Origin of the sequence: Candidatus Bathycorpusculum sp., assembly GCF_009778815.1 — an archaeon.
GTDB lineage: Archaea > Thermoproteota > Bathyarchaeia > Bathyarchaeales > Bathycorpusculaceae > Bathycorpusculum > Bathycorpusculum hydrogenotrophicum.
On sequence record NZ_WRFL01000040.1, the window covers coordinates 1 to 23,800 of the forward strand.

The following is a 23,800-nucleotide window of genomic DNA, read 5'->3' on the forward strand; positions in this document are numbered from 1 at the left end:
ACAACAAAACTTAACGCGAAAAGGCCTACCTAGACAACAAAACTTAACGCGAAAAGGCCTACCTAGACAACAAAACTTAACGCGAAAAGGCCTACCTAGACAACAAAACTTAACGCGAAAATCTACGGGATAGTTGCACAATTTTTGGTTGGGTTTTTTGTCGCTATTTTTATTAACCCAGCGCCTGCATTTTAGAAAACATGCAAGCTGAATTTGGAGTAATCGGCGGAACGGGTCTTTGTGACCCTAAACTTCTCAAAAATATCCAAGAAATCACCATAGATACACCCTATGGCCAACCCTCCGGCACCATCACTGTGGGCGAGTTAGGCGGACGAGTGGTAGCGTTTCTGCCCCGACATGGCAAACTGCACACCATTCGACCCACCGACATAAACGTACGGGCCAACATCTGGGCACTAAAACGCCTAGGAGTAAAACGCATCTTAGCCGCATCCACCGTGGGCTCACTACGCGAAGATTACCAACCCGGCGACGTCGTGTTCTGTGACCAATTCATTGACCGCACCACCCGCAGAGAACAATCCTTCTACACCCTCCAAGAGGGCAAAGTATGCCACATATCCGTCGCAGAACCCATGTGCCCCCAACTACACAACGTACTCCTTGACACCGCCCAAACCCTAAACATCAAACACCACAAAAAAGGCACCTACATCTGCATCGAGGGCCCCCGCTTCTCAACCAAAGCAGAATCCAAACTCTACCAACAATGGGGCGCAGACATAATCGGCATGACCATGGTTCCCGAAGTCGTCCTATCCAGAGAAGCAGAAATCTGCTACGCCAACATATCCACCGTAACCGACTACGACTGCTGGAAAGACCACGCCGTATGCGTCGATGACATCGTAAACATAATGAAAACCGGCGTAGAAAACGTAAAACGCATCATAACCGAAGCCATCACAAAAACCCCCAACACTCCCACCTGCAACTGCAACCAAGCCCTAAAAAGCGCCTTCGCATAGGAGAAAACAAGGATGAATAACCCTGATAAAATAAATCTCAAAGACCATATCCGAAGAATCCCAGAATTCAAAGGAGTAGTCTTTTGGGACATAACTCCCCTTCTAAAAGATCCCACCTGCTTCCGATCAGTCATCAAACAAATTGCCGACCATTACCGCAACAAAAATATCGATCTAGTTGTTGCAAACGAAGCCCGCGGATTTATCATCGGAGCCCCCATAGCATACGAACTCAACGCAGGATTTGTCCCAATTCGCAAAAAAGGCAAACTCCCCTACAAATGCATTGATCTAACCTACCAAAAAGAATACGAAAGCGACACCATACAAATCCACCAAGACGCCATCAGCAAAGATCAAACCGTACTTATCATTGATGATTTACTTGCAACCGGCGGCACCGCTAAAGCAAACCTTGAACTCGTAGAAAAAATGGGCGGCAAAGTCTCAGGCATCGCATTTCTAGTAGAGCTAGACTATCTAGATGGTCGAAAAGTACTAGGCAACAAATACGAAATATTCTCATTGGAAAGAAAACAAACAACCGACAGTTAACACTGACTATAAAACCAACCTTCTTTTTCCTCTTATTAGCGCTAATATGGCGCATATATTGCTTTGTTGTTACATCATTACAGCAACTTAGGTTTAATACAGTTCTATGTAAAATAATTAATCATATTGGAGCTGAATTATTTGGAAAACATTTTGATAGAGCAGAGGCCAATAATCAACACTACTACTGTTGAAGAACCTGTTTTGAAGCCTAAACGAAGTGCATTTATTTTTATAACCGCCGAAGCAGAATCAAGCCACATAGCGCTTGCAGATTTAAAAAAAATCGAAGAAGTTCAAGAAGTCTATCTCGCATTAGGCGCATATGACTTGGTAGCAAAAGTCAAAGGTGACTCCCTAGACCACATAAAAGACGACGTACTCAAACGCATCCGAAACATAAGCAGCATCAAATCAACCCTAACCCTAACCGTCATCTAAATAACTGCCAACTGATAGACAAAAAATAGTATTATTAACCGATTTTGTTAATGCTTACTACTTGATTATATCGGTTCTTCTATGTTAACAACCGTAGCAACTTGAATCTTTTGACTGCCCTGGGTAGCCTGTAAGCATTCATGGATGTGTTTCCAAAACATCATACGGGTGTGCCAGGGCGGAACATCACAGAAGGGACATTTAAAAATTGGTTGAACCAAATCCAACACCACACTAAAATTACCTTATCCTAACATATCCCTATGTGGCTGTAACAACCCTACAACATGATGTACATTGTCTAAAATGATTCTTTGCAGTGTTTTAGCATGATTCATTGATGGGTGTAAACTGCCGTGTCAAATAAATTGATATAGTTTAGTCAGCTATAACCTGCGAGTGCAAAATTACACAGATGAACAGAAAGAAATAAGAGTCATATGTATCATTTAGTTTCAATTTAATGGGGGTTATTGTGTGGCTGTTACACCCAAGTCTAGTTTAAATGCTTCACATCGTAGAACTCTGATAGTTGTTTCTGTGATAATTGCGGTCGTGGTGTTGGTTTCTGCTCTGTTTGTATATCGATCTTTGATAGTAGACGATGATGGTCTTATACGTGTTAAGACTGCGTCTGAGCTTAACGAAGCCATTAATAATGCCGCGGTTGGTGTGCCTACAACTATTGCGTTTACTACCGATATTTTTCTTGGTCCTGAACTTACCATTCCAACAGGTGCAGATATTACCTTAACAAGTGACAGTAAAACTGATTTTTTTAGATTAGTTGGTTGGGATGGTCAGGGTGTTATTCGTGTTATGAATGGCGGCAGATTAACGATTGATGGTATTATTGTGACCCATGAGGCTGGTTCTACAGGTTTGGGTATAATTGTTATTGGTACTCTTATTATGGTTGATGGCAAAATTTCCGGTAACACAGGCGGGGTAGACATCTCGGCTAGTGGTGTTTTTGAGTTAGTTAGTGGAGTGATTTCGGATAACGTTGCCGAACGTGGCTCTGGAGTGTATGTAAATGAGGGTACTTTTAAGATGTCGGGCGGTAAAATATCGGGTAACACAGCAACTGTCTCTGATTGGTATGCTGGCGGTGGGGGTGTATTTATGTGGAAAGGTCATTTTGAGATGTCTGGAGGCGTAATTACTAACAACACCGCACAGGGATATGGTGGTGGAGTATACAACATGTATGGAACCGTTGATAGATTAGGCGGTGAAATTTATGGCAACACCGCTACTGAGGGTAATGATGTTCACGAACGAACTGACTAACACCCCCCTCTATTTAACACTACACCGAATAGGGCTCGAATACCGTACTTTTGTGAACAGAACAGCGTTTTAGAGTTGCATTGATTAAAAGAAGCTTTTCTTCGCTATATTTTCACAGACAAAATATCTATTAGATGATTTGAAGCGTCATTTGTTGTAGTGTAAATTTGAGTGTGAACAGGTTTGTTGTGATCTTTTAGCTAGTAGTAGCCTTGTTCGTTTTGTGAGCGTACTTCTCCGGTATCTCCCCAGATAGTGACTGCATATGCCTGGATTCCGTATGGATGTCCATGAACTAAATGTAGTGCTTTCTCATCGCCGCTCATTGTTTCAAAGTTTATGTCAATTTGCCAACATGGGCGTGAATCTACATAACCTGCCCAGCCTGTTACGGTTGTTGCTATGGTGCGATTGTTATTTTGAGCGTATACCTGAGTGATAGGATAAGCGATCTCAATTGCCTTCTCAAGAGAGATTTTAAAATCTTGCTCACTATACGGAGGTATTACACATTGATGATATATTTCTCCGGTATCTGCCCATACTGTTACCTCATAACCAGGAGTTTTGAGGTGATATTTAGATTCAGGGTTTTCTACAGTTTCAAGTCCAATTTCTATGAACCAATAAGGTCTATCGGTTTCTCTGAGAGTTGCTTTGGTTGTTGTTAGGGTACGGTTATATTCTTGGGCATATGCCTGAGCAAAAGGCAAAGCAATTTCAATGGCTGTCTCTTTGCCATAAACAATACTCTTTGGTTGTGTGTTTGATGTTTGACTGTTACTAAGTATTGAACCTAAACCTAGACATAGCGCGACACTGATAACCAAAAGGATTATGATTGGGATAGCGATTTTTTTATTTTTCACGCCCAAATTTTTCACCAACAACTGGTTAGCTGATTACCTTTTAAACCTATCAATTGGTACATCTGTATATTTTACGTTTTAGTGCTAGAACACAGTCTATCGTGTGCTTTGATCAGGGTAAGATTTACGCAGAATTTTTTTGGTTACCCTATGGGTAGACAAACCTAAAACCATATGAATAATGAGTTATCTGAAGACAAAAAAGGGTGGAAAACTGTGTTTGCCCGTTTTTTCTATCTATGTGGTAAAGAATTCGTCTGTTTCAAAGAGTGCTTTTTTGCAGGTCGGGCAAGTTTCATCGCTGATTTTTATGGATGAGTTGCAGTGGGGACATTTGCTTTGTTTTTTGGCTATGTGCAGGCCTGCTTTTTCTGTGACTATTTTGCCATCTTTTAGTAGAAGCATGCGTTCTGTGTGGTTTGCCACTTGTATGTCGTGGGTTACCATGATTATGGTGGTGCCCCTTGTTAGGTTGAGGTTTGCTAAGAGTTTTATGATTTCTTGTTTGTTTTGGCTGTCTAGGTTGCCTGTGGGTTCATCGGCTAGTATGATGGCGGGTTCGTTGGCTAGTGCTCGTGCGATGGCGACGCGTTGTTGTTCGCCTTGGCTTAGGCGTTGGGGGCGATGGTTTTCTCTGCCTGAGAGGCCGACAAGACCTAAGAGTTCGCTTGCTCGTTTTTTGCGTTCTGTTTTGTTTTTGATTTTGTTTTCTAGAGGCAGTTCTACGTTTTCTCTGGCGTTTAAATATGGCAGGAGGTTGAAGGATTGGAAGATGAAGCCCATTTTGTCTTGGCGTATTTTGTAGAGTTTGTTCTCGGGTGTGTTTGTGACATCAATGTTGTCGAGGTGGACTTTGCCGCTTGTGGGTTTGTCGATGCATCCGATGACGTTTAGCAGGGTTGTTTTGCCGCTTCCGCTTGGACCCATAATGGCTATGAATTCGCCTCGGTTGACTTGTAGGTTTAGATTCGTTAGGGCATTAACTGGATTTTTGCCTAGGGTGTAGGTTTTGGTTAGGTTTTCGATTTGCAGTACTGGGTTATTCATATCTCATTGCCTCCGCGGGGCGTATTTTTGCGGCTCTCCACGATGGGTAGAGCGTACCCAACACACCAAGTAGCATGGCTCCTCCAAGTGTTGCTAACACAAGTTCAACACTCAAAGTGACTGGATTTGTTGTTGCGGCAACAATGGGTCCGGTTGCGCTGAGGGTAAAGCCTAAGCTGGATTGGACGCTTGGGAGTAGTAGTGAGGAGAGGGTTGGTGCGGCAAAACTGGCTATGGCGACGCCGATTATGCCTGCAATGGTGCTTAGCAGGAGGCCTTCGAGTATGAATTGTGCCATGACGGCTCGGTTGCTAAATCCTATGGCTTTGAGAGTGCCGATTTCTTTGGTGCGTTCTCGCACTGTGTAGAGCATCACAAAGAGCACAATTAAACTGGTTGCGGCTACAACCACGATGATTTCTTGGAGTGCTGTTGCTTGTGTGGCGGCTATGGATGCTTGGGAGCTTTCTATGGCTTCGTTGTATCTTGACTGCATATATTCCAGTTGGTTTAGGCGTTCTTGTCCGGTAATTACTGTTACCTCGGGGTGGAGTGATCTGATTTCTTCAACTACTGTGTTGACTACCTCACTGCTGGTTGTGAATATTTTGAGGCTTGTTATGTATCCGGTGTTGTTGGTTATGGTTTGGGCGTCAGAGAGATTCATGTAGAGAATCAAATTATCGGTTGATGCGCTGGGTTCATAGATGCCTACAACGATAAAGTCTGTGTCAAAGATGGTAATGGTGTCGCCGACTTTTGCAGAGAAAAATGCTGAATTATTTTGGCTAAGCAAAACTACGCCGGTTTCATCGGCTCGAAGGTTTCGTCCTGCAACAATATTTGAGGGTAAAATATTGTATGATGATAGCAACTCAGAAGTTAGGGGTATGCCTTTTATGGTGTAATCAATGATTTGGGTCGTGAAGGATCGGCCCATCATTTCTAGGGTTTGTTCTTGGCTTCCATCGGAGGCTTCAAGTGAGGGCAACATCGCAGCAACGCCGTTGATGTTGCTTATGTCTGAGTAGAGCTCTTGATTCATCGGTGTGGATGCCTGCAGGGCCCCGCCAAACTGACCTGATATTTCGCCGCCTCTAAACCCGCCATATCTATCACCAAATCCTGGTGCATTGGATGGATTTAGGACTTGTCCGTCTCGGGGTATCTGGCCCCCTTGGATTATTGTGGGGGTAGCATCAGGACTAAACCCATACCCGGCAAACCGCGAAGACATGGTGACATCTATTTGGCTTAGCGCCTGAGTGATTGATTCACCGGTTTCGGTTATGGTTGAACTTAAATTATTAGCCATATCATTTGCCGCTTCCTGATTAGCCATGAGCCCTGCAGGAATGGAGATCATAATTGATAGAGAGATACTAAGTGCAATGATAACTAGCGACGCTCTGATTTTTCGTCTTGAAATGTTTCTTACTGCCCGGTTTACTATTCCCATATACAACACCTGCATGTTAACTTGACAAGAAAAACCTGAACAGACCTTAGTCAGCATTATATTTCCAGTTATTCAAGTCTTCTTGGTTTTCTCATCTTTAGTATTATAATTATTAAATAATTTTTCATAATTATACCCAAATTGTACCCAAATTAGCTGTAACTTGCTTCTGCTTCTTTTTTATCGAAATTAACCGCCTGTGCAACTGGTAAGAGCAGAAGATCAGTATTGTATTAGGCTGTTGTTGGGTGTGATTGTAGCGTAAAACTGGCGGTATCTGTCATGGTGGCAATTAATAATGGCGATCTGTAATCTGTCTAATTTCTTCTTTGTTGGGTCTAAAAAGCGCACCTTTATAACCTCAACAGAATAACATTCCCCCAAGAAGCATGAGAGGCAACTGGATGTCTGTAAACGCTCGTTCACTAAAATATGTGTTGGGCTGGTTAATTGCAGGCACCCGAGGCGGGTTGACTCGTGCGAAAATAATTGATGCATTAAAAGAAACGCCCCAGAACGCCAATCAGTTGGCATCATTGCTCAAGATGGATTACAAAACTATGCGGCATCATCTAGAGGTGCTGGAAAAAAACCGTATGGTGACCTCTGTTGGGGATAGGTATGGGGCAACATATTTTCTTTCACAGACTCTTGAGGATAACTATGGTCTGTTTGAGGAGATTGTGAAGAAAATCGGGAAAAAGTAGAAAAAGGAGAACAAGTAAGAGGGAGAAAATGATGAATAGAAAACAAGCCATATTGGTTCTGCTTATCGCTTTGTTAGTTCTATCTGTTTGTGCTGCAGTTTTAATGACCTTCTACCAGACCGAAGTGAAAAATTCCCAGCCTTTTCCTTTTGAAGCAAGAGTATATCGTCCCAATCCGGCTGATCTTGAGCTATATTATTGGGCAAGAACCATACTCTCAACCATAAATGTAGTGTTAATTTCAGTTCTAATTGTTAGTTATGTAAGCATCTACTTAAGAACCAAATCAGAATTTACCATAGGCTTGCTGTTATTTGCAACTTTTCTACTCATAAAGGAAGTAGCTTGGAGTCCCTTTGTAATTGGTGTTTTAGGCTTTGGACTCTTCGGCCTAGGTCCATTTGCATTTCTGCCTGACCTTTTTGAGATGGCGGCTCTTCTTGTGCTGTTCTATCTAAACATCAAATACTAACTACCCCTTTCAGGTTATACAGTCAGGGGATAGAATATGGAAAAACTATTTAAGATTCAAAAGAGCACAAAGAAGCGGAAGAGACTCAAATGATTCCGGAGACTCAAACAAAAAAGAGCCCCAGTATAATGGTGATTGCATTAGGCCTAATCTGCATTATACTGGCTGCAAGTACAATAGCCGCATTTACCCTCAAGACCAATGACACAACCGAGTTAGACAAAAAAGACAAAAAAATTGAAGATCTAAATGCCCAAATAGTGAAATTAACAAACGAAATAGCGGTTTTGATGCAAAATCAAAATCAAAACCCCGACCAGACCGCAACAATTAACAGCCTAAACAATAGAATAGCAACATTAAACGAAGAACTAGCCGCTGCAAACAAAAGAGCTGAAGACTGGCGAAAGATCGTAAACCTTGAAGAGTCCGAGCTTATCGTCAACAAAACCGTAGTTCACACCGCAGGAGACAAAGAAACCATCTATCACGAAACAATGCGCTACGCCAGCTACATTGTAGTAGAAGCTACACCAAATTCAACTGATACCTGCTACATTGAAGTCAGCTACACATACAATGGTTCGCCTATTTCATTCAAAGAATACTTTGGCAAAGCAAATGAGAAGCATACACTAATATTTCCAGTCTTACCCGCTTCGCTTAGAATTGTAATCGGCAACGACAATGACAAAGTAGGCGACGAAGACGCCCCCAAAATTGATAACAAGGTAAATGTCTTAATTACACTCCGTTATTAACTTCTCCACACCTTTTTTTATAATATTAATCATACTACAACTGATTATAAGTCTAACAGAAATTTACTTGTTTATCGTGTTCTATTCAGCTTAGACGTAACGAATTCTAAAAATATAGAACTTTAACAAGGGTAATCTTGTGTATGTTCCATACATTTTATGGGTAAGAACAAATTATTGAAGGTCTCACAAAGGGAATGGAGCAAAATATATGGTGTAAACTAGCCATGCCAATAACTTTGTTTACCTAGTTTATTTACCGCATATTGTGCGCTTGGAGTTGAGCTATTTTTTGAATAGTTCCATAAGTTTGGGCATCAATTCATAACCCTGCTCAATGAGGCCCAATTTACCTTGTTCGCATTCTCTCTCGGAAAATTTGGCGGGGTTATTGCTGGGGTTGGTTTTACCGCCGGCAATCAATACTGCAACAGGTGTATCGGTGTGGATTTTTTTTTCACAGGGTGTGGCGTGATCGGAGGTTACGCAAATAATGGTGTCTTTTAGATTGATTTGTTTAAGGAGCGGGCCAAAGAAGTATTTGTCAATGGCTGTGATGAGGTCTGTTTTTAGGTTATAGTTGCCGTCGTGACCTGGTTCGTCGGGACCTTTTAGATGGATATAGAAGCAATCATGATGGGGTAGCCCTTGGAGAAGTGCTTCTACTCGAAGTTCAAGGTCAGCTTGGATGTTTGAGGTAGGCGGGGGAAGCAAGGAGGCATCCATACCTGCAAGCTGGGCAATACCGCGTTCGGTGTGCATATCTGCAAGACAGGCAAAACTGAGCTGGTATTGTTGATTTATGTTGAAGAATCTCGGCAGTAAATGACCTGCATCACGTGTCAAAACAACATTTGCTTTGAGTTTACCCTCTTTTGCGCGCTGAATATTTAGGGGACAAGTTTCCCAAAGAGTGTGAGATTTTTCGATGAACTCGTTAACTAAGCCTGCCGAGACTTTGGCCGCATCAGTATTATCGGTGGGTTGGACAGTTTTTAACATCATATCAACATTGATTTGGGCAACACCGATACCATTGATTGTAGTGTATGCGGGGTCACTGTTTGTGATAGCGCTGGAAAGGGGCTGGGCTTTACTTTTGATGAGCAAAACCGCACGGTGACCAAGAGTATTTTTGAATTCAAAATCGGCTGGATAGGAGGTTAACTTGATTTGCTTGTTTGCAGCCTCAGTGAGTTCGATAGCCTCTTCAGTTGTGAGGTTGCGTCCAACTCGGCGGTCTAGAATGGTTTTGCCCGTGCCTAGGGTTGCAAAGTTGCACCGCAGAGCTAAATCACCGTCTTGCATTTCTAAGCCTGCGCCGGCGGCTTCGATGACGCCTCGGCCTGGACTGTACTTGAAGGGATCATAACCTAACAGAGAAATTACTGCGGCATCACTCTCTGGTGCCACTCCTTTACCAACGGTGTACATCAGACCCGTTTGTCCACTTTGGGCCAGTGAATCTAGATTGGGAGTGTGTGCTACTTCAAGGGGGGTTTTGTTGCCTAATGCTTTGATTGGCAGATCGCCCATGCCGTCGATGGCTATGTAGAGTAGTTTCAAGCTGTTTCCTCTTTAGTTATGGCTTGCCTGTAAACTAATTAGAATATTTCGTATCGAAGGGGGTTGTTAACGTTAAAAGCTTTCGGATCTCGGTTTGGGTTTGTTGCGGGGTACCGGTGGTGTTTATCAGATGTATCTTGCATTTCTCAAAGATCTGTTCAAAAAAGTTGGTTCTGAGTTCTAGTTTACGTTTATCGCGGACTAGTTGATGGGGATTGCAGAAGTCGTGCTCACGCATATAGTTTAGGGCTTCTTTGACACTTAGCTGTGTTATGATCTGGTTGTCGGTGGGGTCGCGTTTGAGCAGAATAATATTGTGCAATGTTGCCATGGGAATAACACCGCCCCCACCCACTATCCAGCGTACATTAACTATTGCTCTACCCCGCTCATCTAATCGTGCCTTATCTACCAGCTGTTCATATTCATTCCAGATTTTGCCAATATCAGCTTGGATGTAGGTGTTTTTTTCAGAGCCAAGTGCTAAGGGCTCGCGTGAACTAAGACGTACAAAATACCAATCATCACTGATTAAACGCGCCGTTGGGATTCGCAGCAACCCCCAGGAATGAGTGGTTTTACCCGTTCCAGAGGGTGCAATAATAGATACTCCCAAACAACTAATGTCAATAACCGCTCCATGAACAGAGTAGATGCGATGTTCATCCTCTAAAATATCACTTGCAAGGGCAAGGGCTATACTTTTGATCCAGCCGTAGTAGTCTACATTTATGAGAAAAGCTGTTTTGGTGTAGGGATCATAGTGAACACTCATGGGTTGATTGGATTCTTGGAGCACGATGAGGCGCCCATGACTGCGGATGTTTTCGTTTGCGCTATAAAAATTGTCTTCCCACAGATCCTTTATTTGGCGGGAATTTGTCAAGAGCTTAATACAGCAACCATAGATATCGGCTTTACTTGTATAGAGCAATTGGGGCGCATAATTTTCAAAAAAGCGGTCTTTTTCTTGGGGGTTTATTAACTGCACCTTATAACTCATATGACATACCAACAAAAATTCACTCTAGGTAAACTTTGGGGCACGGATAAGGGTTTCGAAAAAACTCTATCGACTTAAGTTGTTCAGATATTTTTGGTTCGGGATCTACAGAAACCAGAACATTGTGAATTGATGTGTCGTACAAATATTGTCTGATGTTGTGAAAAGGGTGAAGAAAATAAGACGACGAAGAAGAGGAAGGGGTTGTTTATGTTGGGGGTAGGGCGTGTTGGAATGTTACTAGTTCGACGTTGGGTGCGGGTTTGACTGCTTCGGATATGCGGGAGGCTACTATGCGTTTGATGTTTTTGTCGGCGGCTATGTCGACGATGCGTTGGGTGATGATGCCGTCAAAGACGATGGTGTTTACGTCGGTTGTTTGTTGGAGTTTTTCTGCGAGTTGGCTGACGGGCAGGTGTTCGATTAGTTCAAGTTTTTCGTTTAGCATTACTGCTTCAAGTGTGCCTACGAGTGCTTTTGCGGCTTGGCTTACTGCTTCGGGGACCTCGATTTTGCGGCGCTCAGGTGCTGGGGGTGTTGGTGTGGGTGCGACTTTTTTGGGTATTTGGTGAACTTGTGGTGGTGTGGGTGGTTGGGAGGGTTTGTTTGTAGTGGTGGGGGTGGGCGTGTTAGTGGTTTCGCGTAGTTCTGCTACTGGGATTTTGTTTTCGATTGCTTCGTTTATTTCTTTACAGTTGCATTCTTCGATTTCTTTGCCTCGGGGTGCGCGGCCTACGTATTTGACGTTGGTTACTTGGAGGAGTTCTTTTTGGATGAGGTCGCCTCCGCGATCGCCGTCTAGGAGTGCTATGGCGTTGCGTTCTTTGGTTATTTTTTTGATGGATTCGGGGACTTTGGCGCCTTCTAGGGCGATGGTGTTGAATATGCCGCATCGCATGAGGTTGATGATATCAGCTCGGCCTTCGACTACGTATATGTCTTTGGAGCCTTCTAGGCCGGGTCCGGCTGGGAGTTCTTCGGGGCCGTATTTTTCGACTTTGCCGACTTTCATGGTGTCGCTGATTTCTTTGTAGACTTCATCGACGCTTGGGATAGATTCGATGTTCCATTTGTGGAGGATTTCTTTGGCGCGGTCGATGATTACTTTTCGGCGGGCTTCGCGTATGTCTTCGATGCGTTCAAGGTTGACTTTGGCGCTGCAGGGTCCGACGCGGTTTATGCTCTCAACGCTTGCGGCGATAAGAGCGGTTGATACGCGGTCTAGGCTGGTGGGGATGGTGATGGAGCCGTTTGTGCGGTCGTTTTTAGAATGGAGGTCAATTTCGATTCTGCCGATACGGCCGGTTTTTTGTAGTTCGCGCAGATCAAGTTCTGGTCCAAAGAGGCCTTCGGTTTGTCCAAAAACTGCGCCAATAACATCTGGCTTTTCGACTATACCTTCGATTTCAAATTTAGCATGTACAACGTACTTTATAGTAAAGGTTTGGGATGTTCCCGTAAATATGCAACTCCTGTAAATTATTATCTATTTAGATTGATTGATTATTTGTTAATCGCATTATAGCGAGTGATACCCTCGCAATGATGAGACTGATCAAGAAGCTAAACACATGCCGTCTAATAATACTTGCGGTGCAAGCAATCCCAACACAAAAACACACAAAACTAACAACCCAAACCCAAACCAACCCCCTAAAACAAAAAAATAAAACACAAAACTTCATCTACAACATAAACAAACCCCAATCTCGCTATCTACACTATCTCAAGCAGACAATTAATGACCCCCTAACCATACCACCCTTTAAATACCTAAACCCCTCAAAGAAGAGTGAGCATCAATGAGCCTGCACCTAAACCCTGAATACGACAAACTATTACCCCGAATGTCCGAAGAAGAATTCACCGAACTCAAACGCTCCATAGAAACCGAAGGCCAACACTACCCCATTATTGTTAACGAAAACCTCGAAGTCCTCGACGGTCACCACCGCTTCCGCGCCTGCACCGAACTTGAAATCGAACCCGACTTTGAAGTAAAACAATTCGACGACAAACTGCTTGAAAAAAAATTCGTCATAGAAGCCAACCTCAGACGACGCCACCTAAACAACTTTCAACTAATCGAACTCGCCGTACCCCTCCTAGAAATCGAAAAAGCCATAGCAAAACAACAAAACAAAAAAAACAAAAACCAATCCAACCCACAACAACAAGAAGAATCCCTCTCCGATGATGATGCAGAGGAGGATACAGATGCTTTTTCTGGACCTGAACTTAAGATAAAACCTGCTGAGTCGGTTGCTAAAAAAGCAGGTGTATCAACCCGAACTCTTGAGCGGGGAAAAAAAATCATAGAAAAAGCCAGCGAAGATGACAAACAAAAACTTCGCGAAGGAAAAACAAGCATCTCCAAAGTTTATCAAGAAATTATAAATGAAGAAAAACCACCCCAACCCGCCCAAGAAACTGCGGTTAAAGTGGACACAGAGCTAGACTTGCACAACAAAGCAGAACTATTAACACTTCTAGAGCGACTTCTAAATGGAGAGTTGTACTGTCCTCACTGCGGTAACGCCATGCTTGAATGCAACAAATGCCACAAAACCCTAAAACAACTCTTAAAGGCAAATAAACCCGACGAAGATACAACATTTTAATTGTCCCAAAGAAATGCACATAAACTTTAAGGGCAAGCTAAACTTGACGTTTGTAACGCTTCGTCTCTAAGGCGTAGAATGGGGATATGATTTGCGTAATCCTGAACAAACAATTGGTAATTTGATTGATAAGCAAACAGTAGCATTTATCGGTTCAATAAATGACGCGGGATTTCCTAACCTAAAAGCCATGCTTCCGCCACGCAAACGAGAGGGTATCAAAGAATTTTGGTTCACCACCAACACCTCTTCACGTCGCGTGGCACAATATCGTGCAAACCCCAAGGCGTGTATATATTTTTTTGATAAGCGCTTCTTTCGCGGTGTTCAATTACTTGGAACTATGACTGTTTTAGAGGACAGTACCGCTAAAGAGATGATCTGGCGTGACGGCGATACCCTATATTATTCCAAAGGGGTCACCGATCCCGATTATTGCGTGTTAAAATTCACTGCCCAATCAGGCAGATATTATGCAAATTTCACCTCACAAGATTTTGAGGTGCCCTAATGCTTGCAAGTATAATCCAGAACAGCAAAAACACAGTGTTTTTTGGGGGCGCAGGCGTTTCAACCGAGAGTGATATCCCTGACTTTCGCTCCGAAAAGGGCCTATACACAGCCAAAAAAGTTTACGGCTATCAACCCGAAGAACTTTTGAGTCGAACATTTTTTGAACACAACCCCGAATTATTTTTCCGATACTATAAGGAAAATCTGATATACAAAGACGCAAAGCCAAATGCCGCCCATCTAGCTCTTGCCAAACTTGAACAAAACAACCTGCTGTCCACTATAATAACGCAAAATATCGATGGACTACATCAAGTTGCAGGAAGCAAAAATGTGCTTGAACTACACGGCTCAAACCATCGCCAATACTGCATACAATGCGATAAAAAATATTGTTTAGACTATATTATTAACGCCAAAAATTGTGAGCCGGGGGTTATTCCAAAATGTAGCGAATGCGGCGGCTTAGTTCGTCCCGAGGTAGTTTTATACGAAGAACAATTAAACAAAAAAGTTATGGATTTGGCGATAGAAGCGATTGCAGCGGCAGATTGTTTGATTGTTGGCGGAACTTCCCTTATGGTATATCCTGCCGCAGGTTTACTGCGCTATTTTGGCGGATCTAATCTTGTGCTTATCAATAAAACTGAAACCCCCTATGACAACCGCGCAAATCTGGTAATTCATGAGAGTATTGGTAAGATACTCTCTGATGCCATTGGGCACATATTTGGCGGATAACTAAGTGAATAGCGAGATAGTTTTCTGTTTAGGTTGCTATTTAGGGGTTAGGTTGGTTTTTTGAGTGTGGTTTCTATGTTATTTTGTGTTTGTCTGAACTGGGTTACTAAGGTTTTTCCAAATGGTGTAACTTCGGAGGATCCGCCGCCTTTTGCGCCGCCTCTTATGCGAATAACCAGTGTTTCGCCTAGGCGCTCTTCGGCAAGGGTTATTCGGTGTAGCGCATAGCGATATGACATGCCCAGTTGTTTGGAGGCTTCTAAAATGGAGTGGCGTTTTGCTATTTCTTCGAGTAACTGGGCTAATCCGTCGCCAAAGATGGCTTCATTTTTATCGTTTACTACCCAGAGCTTGAAGCGATAGTTTAGGGCGCACATGGTGTTCACTTGTTTAGTGTAGTGTTTGGGGAATTAAGCTTTGCTTGTGCAGTTTAGTGTATATTCTTTTGGTGCTTTCAAAATCACCAGTTAAATGCAGGTGTTTTTATTACCCATTTTTTTGCTATATATTTGTTAAAATTTTTTATTAGGCTCAATATGTGCCTATATATTGTGAGAGGGGACACTTTTTAGCATCTACCCCCGATAGTCCTTTCGACCCCTCTCACAATTCCAATGGACCTTTAGCTAAATTGTATCTAAAAACATAATCCTTAGATGAGAATGGGATCAAGAAGGGACCAAATTTTTATAAGTGTCTGGCCAGGTGTGGTTTGGAGAAAAATGTCCGAAAAGAAATTTCAAATAAACGAAATCACGGCAAAGAAACAGTTGAATCCCGTGATTAAAGAAATTACAATTTATGCACCGGATATAGCGGCGAAAGCTAAAGCGGGTCAGTTCGTTATTTTCAGAGTCAATCAAGACAGCGAACGCATACCCCTCACACTTGCCGCATGGAATAAAGAAAAAGGAACAATTACTCATATTGTTCAAGAAATCGGTTTTTCCACCACTGAACTGGGCAACCTCGAAGTAGGACAAAAAATCCAAAACGTTGTTGGACCCCTGGGAAATGCCACCGAAATCGAGAACTTTGGCACAACAGTTATCATATGCGGCGGCTTGGGCACAGCAGTGGCATATCCAGTTGCTAGGGCACTAAAAGAAGCCGGAAATAAAGTAATATCAATCATTGGCGCCCGCTCAAAAGAACTCTTCATACTCGAAGAAGAGATGAGCGCCGTTTCTGATGAAATTTACTTTACCTCCGATGATGGCACCAAAGGCCAAAAAGGCTTTGTAAGTGATGTTTTAAAATCCTTACTTGAGAAAAACTACCAATTCAATCGCGCCTTTGCTATTGGACCCCCCATCATGATGAGCGTTATAGCGGATATAACTCGACCCTATGGTATCAAAACCATTGCAAGTCTCAATCCCATCATGGTTGATGGAATGGGCATGTGTGGAGCATGTCGAGTTACCATCGCAGGTAAAACCGAGTTTGCCTGTGTGGATGGACCCGAATTTGATGCCCACAAAGTCGACTTTAAAGAACTCATGCTGCGACTCAGAGGCTATTGCAAAGAAGAAAAACAAGCCTTATCTTTTGAGCCCACTGGAGGTCATTGTAAATGTCACAACCACTAAACACACCCAATAATCGGCTAAAAGCCGTTGAAGTTGCTAAACAAGAACCAGCGATCCGCACTAAAAACTTTGAAGAAGTCGTTTTAGGCTACACTGAAGAACAAGCCGTAGCTGAAGCCCAGCGATGCCTAACCTGTAAAACACCCAAATGCGTCGAGGGTTGCCCTGTGGGTGTAGATATCCCCGGATTTATAGGACTTATCCAGCAGAAAAATTATGATGCGGCTATAGCTAAAATCAAAGAACGCAACAGCCTACCCGCCATTTGTGGCAGAGTCTGCCCCCAAGAAGAGCAATGCCAAAAAACCTGCATTCTGGGCAAACGAGGCGAACCAATCTCAATTGGACGACTAGAACGATTTGCCGCAGATACTGAGCAGAAAAAAGGCATCGTTGCCACACCCATTAAAGAGTCAAATGGTAAAAAAGTAGCTGTTGTCGGCGCCGGACCAGCAGGATTAACTGTCGCCGCTGATTTAGCTAAATTAGGCTATCAGATCACCCTCTTTGAGGCCCTTCACTGTGGCGGAGGAGTCTTGGTGTATGGCATACCTGAGTTCCGCTTGCCCAAACGCATCGTCCAATCCGAAATCGACTACATCACAAGCCTAGGCGTAGAATTCCGACCCGACGCCCTAATTGGCCGAATCTTTACCGTAGAAGAATTGTTCGCCAATGGCTATCAAGTAGTCTTTATCGGCACTGGTGCAGGATTACCAAAATTCATGGGAGTCCCCGGAGAAAACCTAAACGGCATCTATAGCGCTAACGAATTTCTCATCCGCGCAAACCTCATGAAGAGCTATAACTTCCCCAAGAGCAAAACCCCCATCCGAGTCGGCAAAAAAGTAGCCGTCATAGGCGGCGGCAACGTAGCCCTAGACTCAGCACGATGCGCCCTACGCCTAGGCGCCGATGAAGTCTCCATAATCTATCGACGCACACGTGACCAAATGCCCGCCCGCCAAGAAGAAATCGAAAACTCGGACGAAGAAGGCATCATCTACAGATACCTAACCGCACCAACCAAATTCAACGGCGACCAAGAAGGCAACGTCAAATCCATGGAAACCATCACCATGAAACTCTGTGACGCCGACAGCTCAGGAAGACGCAACGTCGTCCCCATCGAGGGCTCACAACAAACCCTAGAAGTAGACACCGTAATCGTAGCCATCGGGCGCACCCCCAACCCAATCATACAAGGAACCACCCCCGGCCTCAAAACAGAACACGGCGGTATCATAGCCAACGACACAAACTATAAAACCAGTCTAGATGGCGTCTACGTCGGCGGCGACATAGCAACCGGCGAAGCAACCGTAATCAGCGCAATGGGCACCGCCAAAATCGCAGCAAAAAGCATCCACGAATACCTCACAAACGAAAAATAGGCTAAACATAGCCTCCCCTTTGTTTACTTTCTTTTATTCCGCAAAAAAGACATGTTTTATCGCCATACACGTTTTAAATGCTGATACTACTTTGCATGCAGTTCGCGAATTATCTCAGCCTTTAAACTATCGAAAATAAACTACAAACTGGACTAAACAAGGATGTTTTTGGCTTCAGCTAAGATAAGATAGAATGCGGCCAGTCCTTGCCATTTTCCCCAGGTTTTGGCAGTTTCTTGGGCCTCAGACGTCTTTATGGATTTGCCTCCGTAGTAATAGGTTGAGATGACGCGTTTTATACCAAAGTCATCGGCAGGTAAAACATCCCAGCGTTGCATACCTCTAAGCAAAGTGAGCTCAGCAGTCCAAGGGCCAATCCCTTTGAACTCATCTAACACCTTGATTACACTCTCTGGATGGGGATTAGTTTTCATGGCCTCCAGATCGAGCTTACCCGATAGAATGTGTTGTGCAACGTTGTATATGTACTCCGCTTTGCGCTGGCTCAACCCACATGCCCGTATATCACTAATAGAGGCCTCAGCTATGTTTTGTGCGGTTGGAAAGGCGCTGTAGGTTTCATTATTGATTTCGAGTTTATTGCCGAATCGTTGGGCAAGTCGTTCTTCTATGGTACGTGCAACTTTGATCGATATTTGTTGTTCCACAATAGCATCTACCAACCCCTCAAAGGCTGTGGGTGTAGTGGGGAATTTGAAGCCACATAACTGCTGGGTTATTTTGTGCATAATGGGGTCTTTTTGGACCTCACAATAGAAGGCGGTTAAGTCAAAATTTAGATTAAAGATATAGTTTAACGTCTCTTGTGCGGTTTGTTGAGTTTTAGCCGTCAAGGATTTGTTGGATTTTAGGGTGATTGTTAAACAGGGTTTTTTGGTGCTTCCGCTGTCAACAACTTTTGCCAGGACTAAATCACCGTTTATTTGCAGGACTTGGCTAAACTCCCCATTCAAATAGGCACGTACTGTGGGGGTGCCGTCTGAGAAAACCTGGCAGCTCAACGCAAAATCTAGGGGCTCCCTTGGTTGAAGAGTATACGTTTCAGTGAAAGACATCTAGGTCCCTTGTGTTTTAAAGTGGGTTTTGGTATTAAAGATTTTTAACTTCCTAAACCATAACAACCAAGAGGACTCTGGATGCGTATTGTGGTTCGAATAGGTGGTAGCGTAGTTGCAAACCCCATCAACACTCAATTACTAGCTAAATATGCAGATATCATCGTTTTGCTCAAACAACAAGGCCATGAGGTTGTGGTTGTTGTCGGAGGCGGCGCTTTAGCAAGACAGTTTATCGGATTTGCCAAAGAGCTCGAGTTAGCCATGGAGGCCCAAGATGAGGTTGCCATTTCCTGTTCAAGGTTATTTGCGCAACTTTTCCTCAAAAAACTCGACAAATATACCGGCAACAAAGTCTCAGTTACCCTAGAAGAAGCCGCAGAAGAGCTTACTATGGGCCACATTGTAGTTATGGGCGGGCTAAAACCTGGAATCACAACCGACACCGTAGCCACCTTAGTTGCAGAAAAAATAGCGGCTGATATGCTCTTGAAAGGTTCAGACCAGCAGGGAGTCTACAATAAAGACCCCCGCAAACACACCGATGCAGTCAAACTCGACCACTTAAGCTTTGAAGAACTATCGGCGGTATTTGATCAAAATGAACACAAAGCAGGCATCCATCAAATCATCGACCCCGAAGCCGTAAAAATCCTCAAATCCAACCGTATAAAAACAGTGGTTGTAAGCGGCTTTGAACCCCAAAACATGCTAGCCGCCGTACGAGGCGAAAACATAGGCACAATCATAAGCTAAAAACCAGCACAGAACCATCAAATTGTGTGCCAGTTAGACGAAAATTCTGAAGAGAATGATACCTAAAAATCAAACAAACCTGCCCTGTTTAGATACGCCATTAGTAAATTTTTCTTGAATCAACATCTTTTTGAGTTCGGTAAACAAAGTCGGCTGGTTGGTTTATTTGTGCTTCAAAGGTTTTGTTGCTGTTATCAAACTCTTTCTTTAACTCAATCAGTTGGTTGATTACTTTGTGAATTTTTTCTCTGGTTGCTATGGGTGAGGATTGATAGATTTTCAAGCACCCCGTTTTAACTTTGGCACCTTGGGGTTTATAATTCGTGGAAAATGTGATCTTAAAGCCAATCTCGCCTGCCTCATGTTTTTTTAATAAAAATAAGAAGAACTGTTGATTGTAAACCAACAAAGACGTTGCCTCGGGCGTGTCCGCGTCTAATTTTATATAGTCGCTGTACCGCACTGTGTTTGGTTGGGAAAGAATTACAAATAAAGTGGCAAATCCTTCCGTTTCATTATTGATTACCTCAAAATCATTTTTTTCATTTAATAAACTGCGAATATATTCACCATTAGAAAACATAGTATGTATTAATTCTTGAAAACCCTCTACACCAAATAACTTAAATGCCGTATAGGCCGAAATTGGACCACCAGATCCCCTAGACAACTCCAAAGTCCACTCAAAGGGCGAATACTCCCCATGTTTTAAGGAATCGATATCATATGCCGATTTACCACCTAATGCGTGCAAATCAGCCCTATCGTTCACCATTATACAACTTGAAATATAGGGACAAAACCCTGTTTTATGAAAATCAACCCCAAACGAATCAGCATATTTCAACTCAGAAATTTTATCGCACATAGCCGACATTTTTGTCTGCTCTACTTGGGACATACTTAACCTATTTTTCTTAAAGTCATAGTAATTATAAACCAACCATACCCAGCCAATCACAGAATCAACATGAATATGGGGCCGATAATCCAATTGAAACTCACAAACAAGCTTATCTCTAATATCCACTATTTTTTTAATAGGATCAACTATAACCTCATTGGTTGTTCCACCGTTAATAATAATACAACCAATTCTTACACCTTGACTTAATTTTTCTCTTAGTGTATCCTCTAGTATTTTTAAATCCATTTGACCATTTGCAACAGTGGGTAAACTCAAACAGCCATCACTACCAAGACCCAGCCAATCACTAATTTCAAAATGACACGGATGAGCCTTATCACTAGTAATAATTACGGCTTGACTACTGCCAACCCCTAACCGTCTAACATTGGGAACGGCTTTGACCAATCCAATTTTGCCTGCATACAACCCAATACCTTTTCCGCCAAAGGTAAACACCCCGCCCGCCTTTTTAACATCCCAACCTACTAACTCGGCTAAAAATTTTGTAACCACCAACTCGGTAGCTAACAAGTAACCCGAGGGTTCATCTTGTGCAAAATTAGGATTAAACAAACTCGCATATGCCGAACTAGCAATACTTACCAAATTAGCCGGCGGTGTAATGTTTAGCATCGTTTCAGCGTTTTCCCACTGAACAGCACGCTGGAAATATTTGGACAACTGCTTTAGTACTTCTTCAGGACATTCTGAATTAATAGGCAAACACTCAGAATCCAAAAACTGTTTGTAGAGATCAATTTCACCCCTCAACAGGGCCTGATCTTTATCCACATATTTTAAGGTGCCATTTGCAAGCAGGCCCAGATATTGCGACATAATTTTAACAACCTCACATTTATTTTCTGTTGCAAAATACCTAGAAAACATTTTATGCACCTCATATTTACAAAAATCAGACATGTTCACAATACTCCATAATAGCAATTTTCACAGTAAAACTACCCAATTTAAGCGTGTTTGTCTATTATGCTGTGAATGTTTAGCACTATATTCTCGGAGTTAGTTTTTCTGTAAAAAATATACCGCTCCAAAGGCTTGGGGCAACACTTACACAGTTGATCAGGAGTTTCTAGATCCATGTTTAAATCTTTCCACATTTTACAATAGTCAGCCATTTAGAACCATCCCTGTTAGTTAGTGTATCAACAAGTGAGCGTATAGCCTTTTTTATATCCGCATGTTTGGACAACCATTCAGGTCAATTTGAAGGGTTAGTATGTAGCGATGTATATTTGTAAAAATCAGTTGGTTGGTATTGATGTGGGTTCGAATCCAACATACAGTGCAAATAGACGGGGAGTGTGTCTGGCACCTAACACAACCATGGCAAGAAATATTGCCCAATTCACCAATCACATACTACCAAATAGATAGGTTGTTCGTAAAACTAAATAAAAGCAAAGAATACATTAACAGCGGAACTTTTGAGGGGTTTAGGCGATGGCGATAAGTAGGAAAAACAAACAGAAACACACCATAGCAGATACACCACAAGTTGATGAAAATTTGTTGTTTTTGCGGGTAGCAGAAATCATAGAGAACCGCAAAAAAACGTACTATTGCGCACGTCAGTCAAGAAACTACTTTGATGTTTTGGGAAGTTGGGCAGTATGTTAATTCGGTTTTGCTGGGGGATGAGCGTGCGGTTTATGGCAGGCAGATTGTGTCGATACTGTCGACACAATTGGCAGAAAAATATGGAAAAACCTTTGAGATGCGAAATTTACGCCGTATGATACAATTTGCAAAACATTCTCAAACCAAGAGATTGTGACGACACTGTCGACACAATTAAGCTGGTCACACATCATAGAAATATTACCGCTAAAAACCCAAGAAGCAAGACTATACTACGCAAACGAAACCGCCGTTAGACAGTTAGGTATTCGTGAATTGCGTCAACAGATAGCACGCAAAGCATACGAACGCCGAGAAATAGCAAACATTGAACTATCAAAAGACTCTACTGTGCCGTTTAATGTCTTTAAGGATCCGTATTTGCTTGATTTGTTTGGGTTAAAAGAGAATTTTGTTGAAGCAGACCTAGAGAAAACCATTCTTGTGGAGCTTGAAGCGTTTTTGCTAGAGTTTGGACACGGGTTTACTTTTGTTGAGCGTCAAAAACGCATGATTATTGATGATGAAGATATTGTTTTGGATCTGCTATTCTACCACCGGATACTGAAAAGACTTGTAGCGGTTGAGTTAAAGCTTGGGGTGTTTAAGGCATCTTATAAGGGTCAAATGGAGCTCTATTTGAAATGGTTAAACCGGTATGAGCGCAAAGAGGGCGAAGAAGCACCTATAGGAATTATCCTATGTGCGACTGCAAGTCGGGAAAAAGTTGAGCTTCTTGAGATGGATAAAGCTGGTATAGCTGTTGCAGAATACTGGACTCATCTGCCGCCAAAAGCAGAGTTTGAAACAAAAATCAAAACAATCCTTATAGAAGCAAGAGAACGTCTTGAACGACGAAGAGCATTTCCACAAAAAGAAACACCAAAGCGTATTGAATATTTCTACGAATCAAAAGACGATAACACAGAAGACCAATAAACATAACGTGATACTTTAAAAGAACGGGTAACAGTACCGCGCTGGACATACACTCTACCCAAATATCAAGCCAAGGTTATCCAACGCACCATGATAGTTGTCAAAACAGCGGACACACTATTGATGACGAATTTCCTGAGGTCAGGAAAATCGTGAAAACTGGCGCAACAGCAAAAACAGTACTTGCTAATGAGCTTTCTAGAGGGATCAGCACTAAAACTTAAAAGAAGAGAAAGATGGAGAATTAGCGAAGAGGAGTGAGTGTTATGGCGATATCGCCATGAACGGCGAGGTTCGAATCCCACCCCTGCACCAAATAAAAACACCAAAATAGGATGTTTTACGCTTGTTTTAGCTATAGAGCATTAAATTGAGAGTAAAACAAGCAGATTCAAAATGGAAAAACCAATTTATCCATCAACCAATAATTGTTAAATATGGCGCAGTACCCTTGA

26 protein-coding genes and 1 pseudogene are annotated in these 23,800 nt (G+C 42.7%); 17 read left to right on the forward strand and 10 right to left on the reverse strand.

Features of this window, described 5'->3' with window-relative positions; genetic code table 11:
- The first annotated feature begins 200 nt into the window (after window positions 1-200).
- The 3 genes from mtnP to FWF39_RS08255 all read left to right on the forward strand — a co-directional run bounded on the left by mtnP (window position 201) and on the right by FWF39_RS08255 (window position 1,988).
- Window positions 201-992 (forward strand): S-methyl-5'-thioadenosine phosphorylase, encoded by a 792-nt coding sequence (mtnP, locus tag FWF39_RS08245; RefSeq protein ID WP_343382963.1) that lies wholly within the window; start codon window positions 201-203, stop codon window positions 990-992.
- Between the two features lie 30 nt (window positions 993-1,022).
- A complete protein-coding gene (gene apt, locus FWF39_RS08250; RefSeq protein WP_343382984.1) occupies window positions 1,023-1,547 on the forward strand; it encodes an adenine phosphoribosyltransferase in 525 nt (174 codons plus the stop codon).
- A gap of 141 nt (window positions 1,548-1,688) precedes the next feature.
- Entirely contained in the window at window positions 1,689-1,988 is a 300-nt protein-coding gene (locus FWF39_RS08255; RefSeq protein ID WP_343382964.1) for an Lrp/AsnC ligand binding domain-containing protein, read from the forward strand.
- 65 nt (window positions 1,989-2,053) lie between these two features.
- Here FWF39_RS08255 and FWF39_RS08260 read toward each other — a convergent pair whose 3' ends face one another.
- A complete protein-coding gene (locus FWF39_RS08260) occupies window positions 2,054-2,209 on the reverse strand; it encodes a hypothetical protein (RefSeq protein WP_343382965.1) in 156 nt (51 codons plus the stop codon).
- Between the two features lie 256 nt (window positions 2,210-2,465).
- On the opposite strand from FWF39_RS08260, the gene FWF39_RS08265 reads away from it, so the two are divergent.
- Window positions 2,466-3,281, forward strand: coding sequence for a hypothetical protein (locus FWF39_RS08265; protein ID WP_343382966.1), 816 nt, complete (start codon window positions 2,466-2,468; stop codon window positions 3,279-3,281).
- A gap of 200 nt (window positions 3,282-3,481) precedes the next feature.
- On the opposite strand, the gene FWF39_RS08270 is transcribed toward FWF39_RS08265, so the two are convergent.
- The 3 genes from FWF39_RS08270 to FWF39_RS08280 form a co-directional block, all read right to left on the reverse strand.
- Window positions 3,482-4,156, reverse strand: coding sequence for a hypothetical protein (locus tag FWF39_RS08270; protein WP_343382967.1), 675 nt, complete (start codon window positions 4,154-4,156; stop codon window positions 3,482-3,484).
- A 231-nt stretch (window positions 4,157-4,387) separates the two neighbouring features.
- A complete protein-coding gene (locus FWF39_RS08275; protein ID WP_343382968.1) occupies window positions 4,388-5,197 on the reverse strand; it encodes an ABC transporter ATP-binding protein in 810 nt (269 codons plus the stop codon).
- Entirely contained in the window at window positions 5,190-6,656 is a 1,467-nt protein-coding gene (locus tag FWF39_RS08280; protein WP_343382969.1) for an FtsX-like permease family protein, read from the reverse strand. Before FWF39_RS08280 ends, FWF39_RS08275 begins: the two co-directional genes overlap by 8 nt.
- 404 nt (window positions 6,657-7,060) lie before the next feature.
- Between FWF39_RS08280 and FWF39_RS08285 the strand changes: the two genes are divergently transcribed.
- The 3 genes from FWF39_RS08285 to FWF39_RS08295 all read left to right on the forward strand — a co-directional run bounded on the left by FWF39_RS08285 (window position 7,061) and on the right by FWF39_RS08295 (window position 8,596).
- Window positions 7,061-7,363, forward strand: coding sequence for a winged helix-turn-helix domain-containing protein (locus FWF39_RS08285; RefSeq protein ID WP_343382970.1), 303 nt, complete (start codon window positions 7,061-7,063; stop codon window positions 7,361-7,363).
- Between the two features lie 31 nt (window positions 7,364-7,394).
- Window positions 7,395-7,835: a hypothetical protein gene (locus FWF39_RS08290; protein ID WP_343382971.1), complete on the forward strand. Its 441-nt coding sequence runs from the start codon at window positions 7,395-7,397 to the stop codon at window positions 7,833-7,835.
- A gap of 89 nt (window positions 7,836-7,924) precedes the next feature.
- A complete protein-coding gene (locus tag FWF39_RS08295) occupies window positions 7,925-8,596 on the forward strand; it encodes a hypothetical protein (protein WP_343382972.1) in 672 nt (223 codons plus the stop codon).
- Between the two features lie 285 nt (window positions 8,597-8,881).
- Here FWF39_RS08295 and FWF39_RS08300 read toward each other — a convergent pair whose 3' ends face one another.
- The 3 genes from FWF39_RS08300 to dnaG form a co-directional block, all read right to left on the reverse strand.
- Complete coding sequence (locus tag FWF39_RS08300; protein WP_343382973.1) at window positions 8,882-10,162, reverse strand: alkaline phosphatase family protein; 1,281 nt, start codon at window positions 10,160-10,162, stop codon at window positions 8,882-8,884.
- 34 nt (window positions 10,163-10,196) lie between these two features.
- On the reverse strand, window positions 10,197-11,165 hold the full coding sequence (locus FWF39_RS08305) for a hypothetical protein (RefSeq protein WP_343382974.1): 969 nt from the start codon (window positions 11,163-11,165) through the stop codon (window positions 10,197-10,199).
- A 208-nt stretch (window positions 11,166-11,373) separates the two neighbouring features.
- Entirely contained in the window at window positions 11,374-12,651 is a 1,278-nt protein-coding gene (gene dnaG / locus FWF39_RS08310) for a DNA primase DnaG (protein WP_343382985.1), read from the reverse strand.
- Between the two features lie 56 nt (window positions 12,652-12,707).
- Between dnaG and FWF39_RS08315 the strand changes: the two genes are divergently transcribed.
- The 4 genes from FWF39_RS08315 to FWF39_RS08330 all read left to right on the forward strand — a co-directional run bounded on the left by FWF39_RS08315 (window position 12,708) and on the right by FWF39_RS08330 (window position 15,040).
- Entirely contained in the window at window positions 12,708-12,971 is a 264-nt protein-coding gene (locus FWF39_RS08315; RefSeq protein WP_343382975.1) for a hypothetical protein, read from the forward strand.
- Window positions 12,968-13,786, forward strand: coding sequence for a ParB N-terminal domain-containing protein (locus FWF39_RS08320; RefSeq protein ID WP_343382976.1), 819 nt, complete (start codon window positions 12,968-12,970; stop codon window positions 13,784-13,786). The genes FWF39_RS08315 and FWF39_RS08320 overlap by 4 nt, the downstream gene beginning before the upstream one ends.
- A gap of 91 nt (window positions 13,787-13,877) precedes the next feature.
- A complete protein-coding gene (locus FWF39_RS08325) occupies window positions 13,878-14,297 on the forward strand; it encodes a pyridoxamine 5'-phosphate oxidase family protein (RefSeq protein WP_343382977.1) in 420 nt (139 codons plus the stop codon).
- The gene (locus FWF39_RS08330; RefSeq protein WP_343382978.1) at window positions 14,297-15,040 is read left to right on the forward strand and encodes an NAD-dependent protein deacylase; all 744 of its coding nucleotides are present in this window, start codon (window positions 14,297-14,299) and stop codon (window positions 15,038-15,040) included. Before FWF39_RS08325 ends, FWF39_RS08330 begins: the two co-directional genes overlap by 1 nt.
- Window positions 15,041-15,087: 47 nt before the next feature.
- Here FWF39_RS08330 and FWF39_RS08335 read toward each other — a convergent pair whose 3' ends face one another.
- On the reverse strand, window positions 15,088-15,417 hold the full coding sequence (locus FWF39_RS08335) for a LysR family transcriptional regulator (protein WP_343382986.1): 330 nt from the start codon (window positions 15,415-15,417) through the stop codon (window positions 15,088-15,090).
- Between the two features lie 366 nt (window positions 15,418-15,783).
- On the opposite strand from FWF39_RS08335, the gene FWF39_RS08340 reads away from it, so the two are divergent.
- Together FWF39_RS08340 and gltA are read left to right on the forward strand one after the other, a co-directional pair.
- Window positions 15,784-16,632: a sulfide/dihydroorotate dehydrogenase-like FAD/NAD-binding protein gene (locus FWF39_RS08340; protein ID WP_343382987.1), complete on the forward strand. Its 849-nt coding sequence runs from the start codon at window positions 15,784-15,786 to the stop codon at window positions 16,630-16,632.
- Window positions 16,617-18,026, forward strand: coding sequence for an NADPH-dependent glutamate synthase (gltA, locus tag FWF39_RS08345; protein WP_343382979.1), 1,410 nt, complete (start codon window positions 16,617-16,619; stop codon window positions 18,024-18,026). Before FWF39_RS08340 ends, gltA begins: the two co-directional genes overlap by 16 nt.
- 152 nt (window positions 18,027-18,178) lie before the next feature.
- Here the strand turns inward: gltA and FWF39_RS08350 are convergent, their stop codons facing one another.
- On the reverse strand, window positions 18,179-19,102 hold the full coding sequence (locus FWF39_RS08350) for a DNA-3-methyladenine glycosylase (RefSeq protein WP_343382980.1): 924 nt from the start codon (window positions 19,100-19,102) through the stop codon (window positions 18,179-18,181).
- 90 nt (window positions 19,103-19,192) lie between these two features.
- Between FWF39_RS08350 and pyrH the strand changes: the two genes are divergently transcribed.
- A complete protein-coding gene (gene pyrH / locus FWF39_RS08355) occupies window positions 19,193-19,858 on the forward strand; it encodes a UMP kinase (RefSeq protein ID WP_343382981.1) in 666 nt (221 codons plus the stop codon).
- Window positions 19,859-19,958: 100 nt separating this feature from the next.
- Here the strand turns inward: pyrH and FWF39_RS08360 are convergent, their stop codons facing one another.
- Entirely contained in the window at window positions 19,959-21,689 is a 1,731-nt protein-coding gene (locus FWF39_RS08360; protein ID WP_343382982.1) for a pyridoxal-dependent decarboxylase, read from the reverse strand.
- A 540-nt stretch (window positions 21,690-22,229) separates the two neighbouring features.
- On the opposite strand from FWF39_RS08360, the gene FWF39_RS08365 reads away from it, so the two are divergent.
- From FWF39_RS08365 to FWF39_RS08375, 3 genes and pseudogenes are all read left to right on the forward strand, one after another.
- Complete coding sequence (locus FWF39_RS08365; protein ID WP_343382983.1) at window positions 22,230-22,406, forward strand: hypothetical protein; 177 nt, start codon at window positions 22,230-22,232, stop codon at window positions 22,404-22,406.
- Window positions 22,378-22,658: pseudogene (locus FWF39_RS08370) on the forward strand (DUF1016 N-terminal domain-containing protein); the annotation flags it as partial. The gene FWF39_RS08365 and the pseudogene FWF39_RS08370, both read left to right, overlap by 29 nt.
- A 99-nt stretch (window positions 22,659-22,757) precedes the next feature.
- Window positions 22,758-23,345 (forward strand): PDDEXK nuclease domain-containing protein, encoded by a 588-nt coding sequence (locus FWF39_RS08375; RefSeq protein ID WP_343382988.1) that lies wholly within the window; start codon window positions 22,758-22,760, stop codon window positions 23,343-23,345.
- Window positions 23,346-23,800 lie beyond the last annotated feature (455 nt).

Coding starts and splice junctions, on each gene's coding strand:
- mtnP (WP_343382963.1), top strand. CDS start 201: ATGCAAGCTGAATTTGGAGTAATCGGCGGAACGGGTCTTTGTGACCCT.
- FWF39_RS08315 (WP_343382975.1), top strand. CDS start 12,708: ATGATGAGACTGATCAAGAAGCTAAACACATGCCGTCTAATAATACTT.
- gltA (WP_343382979.1), top strand. CDS start 16,617: ATGTCACAACCACTAAACACACCCAATAATCGGCTAAAAGCCGTTGAA.
- FWF39_RS08365 (WP_343382983.1), top strand. CDS start 22,230: ATGGCGATAAGTAGGAAAAACAAACAGAAACACACCATAGCAGATACA.
- FWF39_RS08360 (WP_343382982.1), bottom strand. CDS start 21,689: ATGTCTGATTTTTGTAAATATGAGGTGCATAAAATGTTTTCTAGGTAT.
- FWF39_RS08280 (WP_343382969.1), bottom strand. CDS start 6,656: ATGGGAATAGTAAACCGGGCAGTAAGAAACATTTCAAGACGAAAAATC.
- FWF39_RS08320 (WP_343382976.1), top strand. CDS start 12,968: ATGAGCCTGCACCTAAACCCTGAATACGACAAACTATTACCCCGAATG.
- FWF39_RS08295 (WP_343382972.1), top strand. CDS start 7,925: ATGATTCCGGAGACTCAAACAAAAAAGAGCCCCAGTATAATGGTGATT.
- FWF39_RS08285 (WP_343382970.1), top strand. CDS start 7,061: ATGTCTGTAAACGCTCGTTCACTAAAATATGTGTTGGGCTGGTTAATT.
- FWF39_RS08290 (WP_343382971.1), top strand. CDS start 7,395: ATGAATAGAAAACAAGCCATATTGGTTCTGCTTATCGCTTTGTTAGTT.
- FWF39_RS08305 (WP_343382974.1), bottom strand. CDS start 11,165: ATGAGTTATAAGGTGCAGTTAATAAACCCCCAAGAAAAAGACCGCTTT.
- FWF39_RS08330 (WP_343382978.1), top strand. CDS start 14,297: ATGCTTGCAAGTATAATCCAGAACAGCAAAAACACAGTGTTTTTTGGG.
- FWF39_RS08350 (WP_343382980.1), bottom strand. CDS start 19,102: ATGTCTTTCACTGAAACGTATACTCTTCAACCAAGGGAGCCCCTAGAT.
- FWF39_RS08275 (WP_343382968.1), bottom strand. CDS start 5,197: ATGAATAACCCAGTACTGCAAATCGAAAACCTAACCAAAACCTACACC.
- FWF39_RS08335 (WP_343382986.1), bottom strand. CDS start 15,417: ATGTGCGCCCTAAACTATCGCTTCAAGCTCTGGGTAGTAAACGATAAA.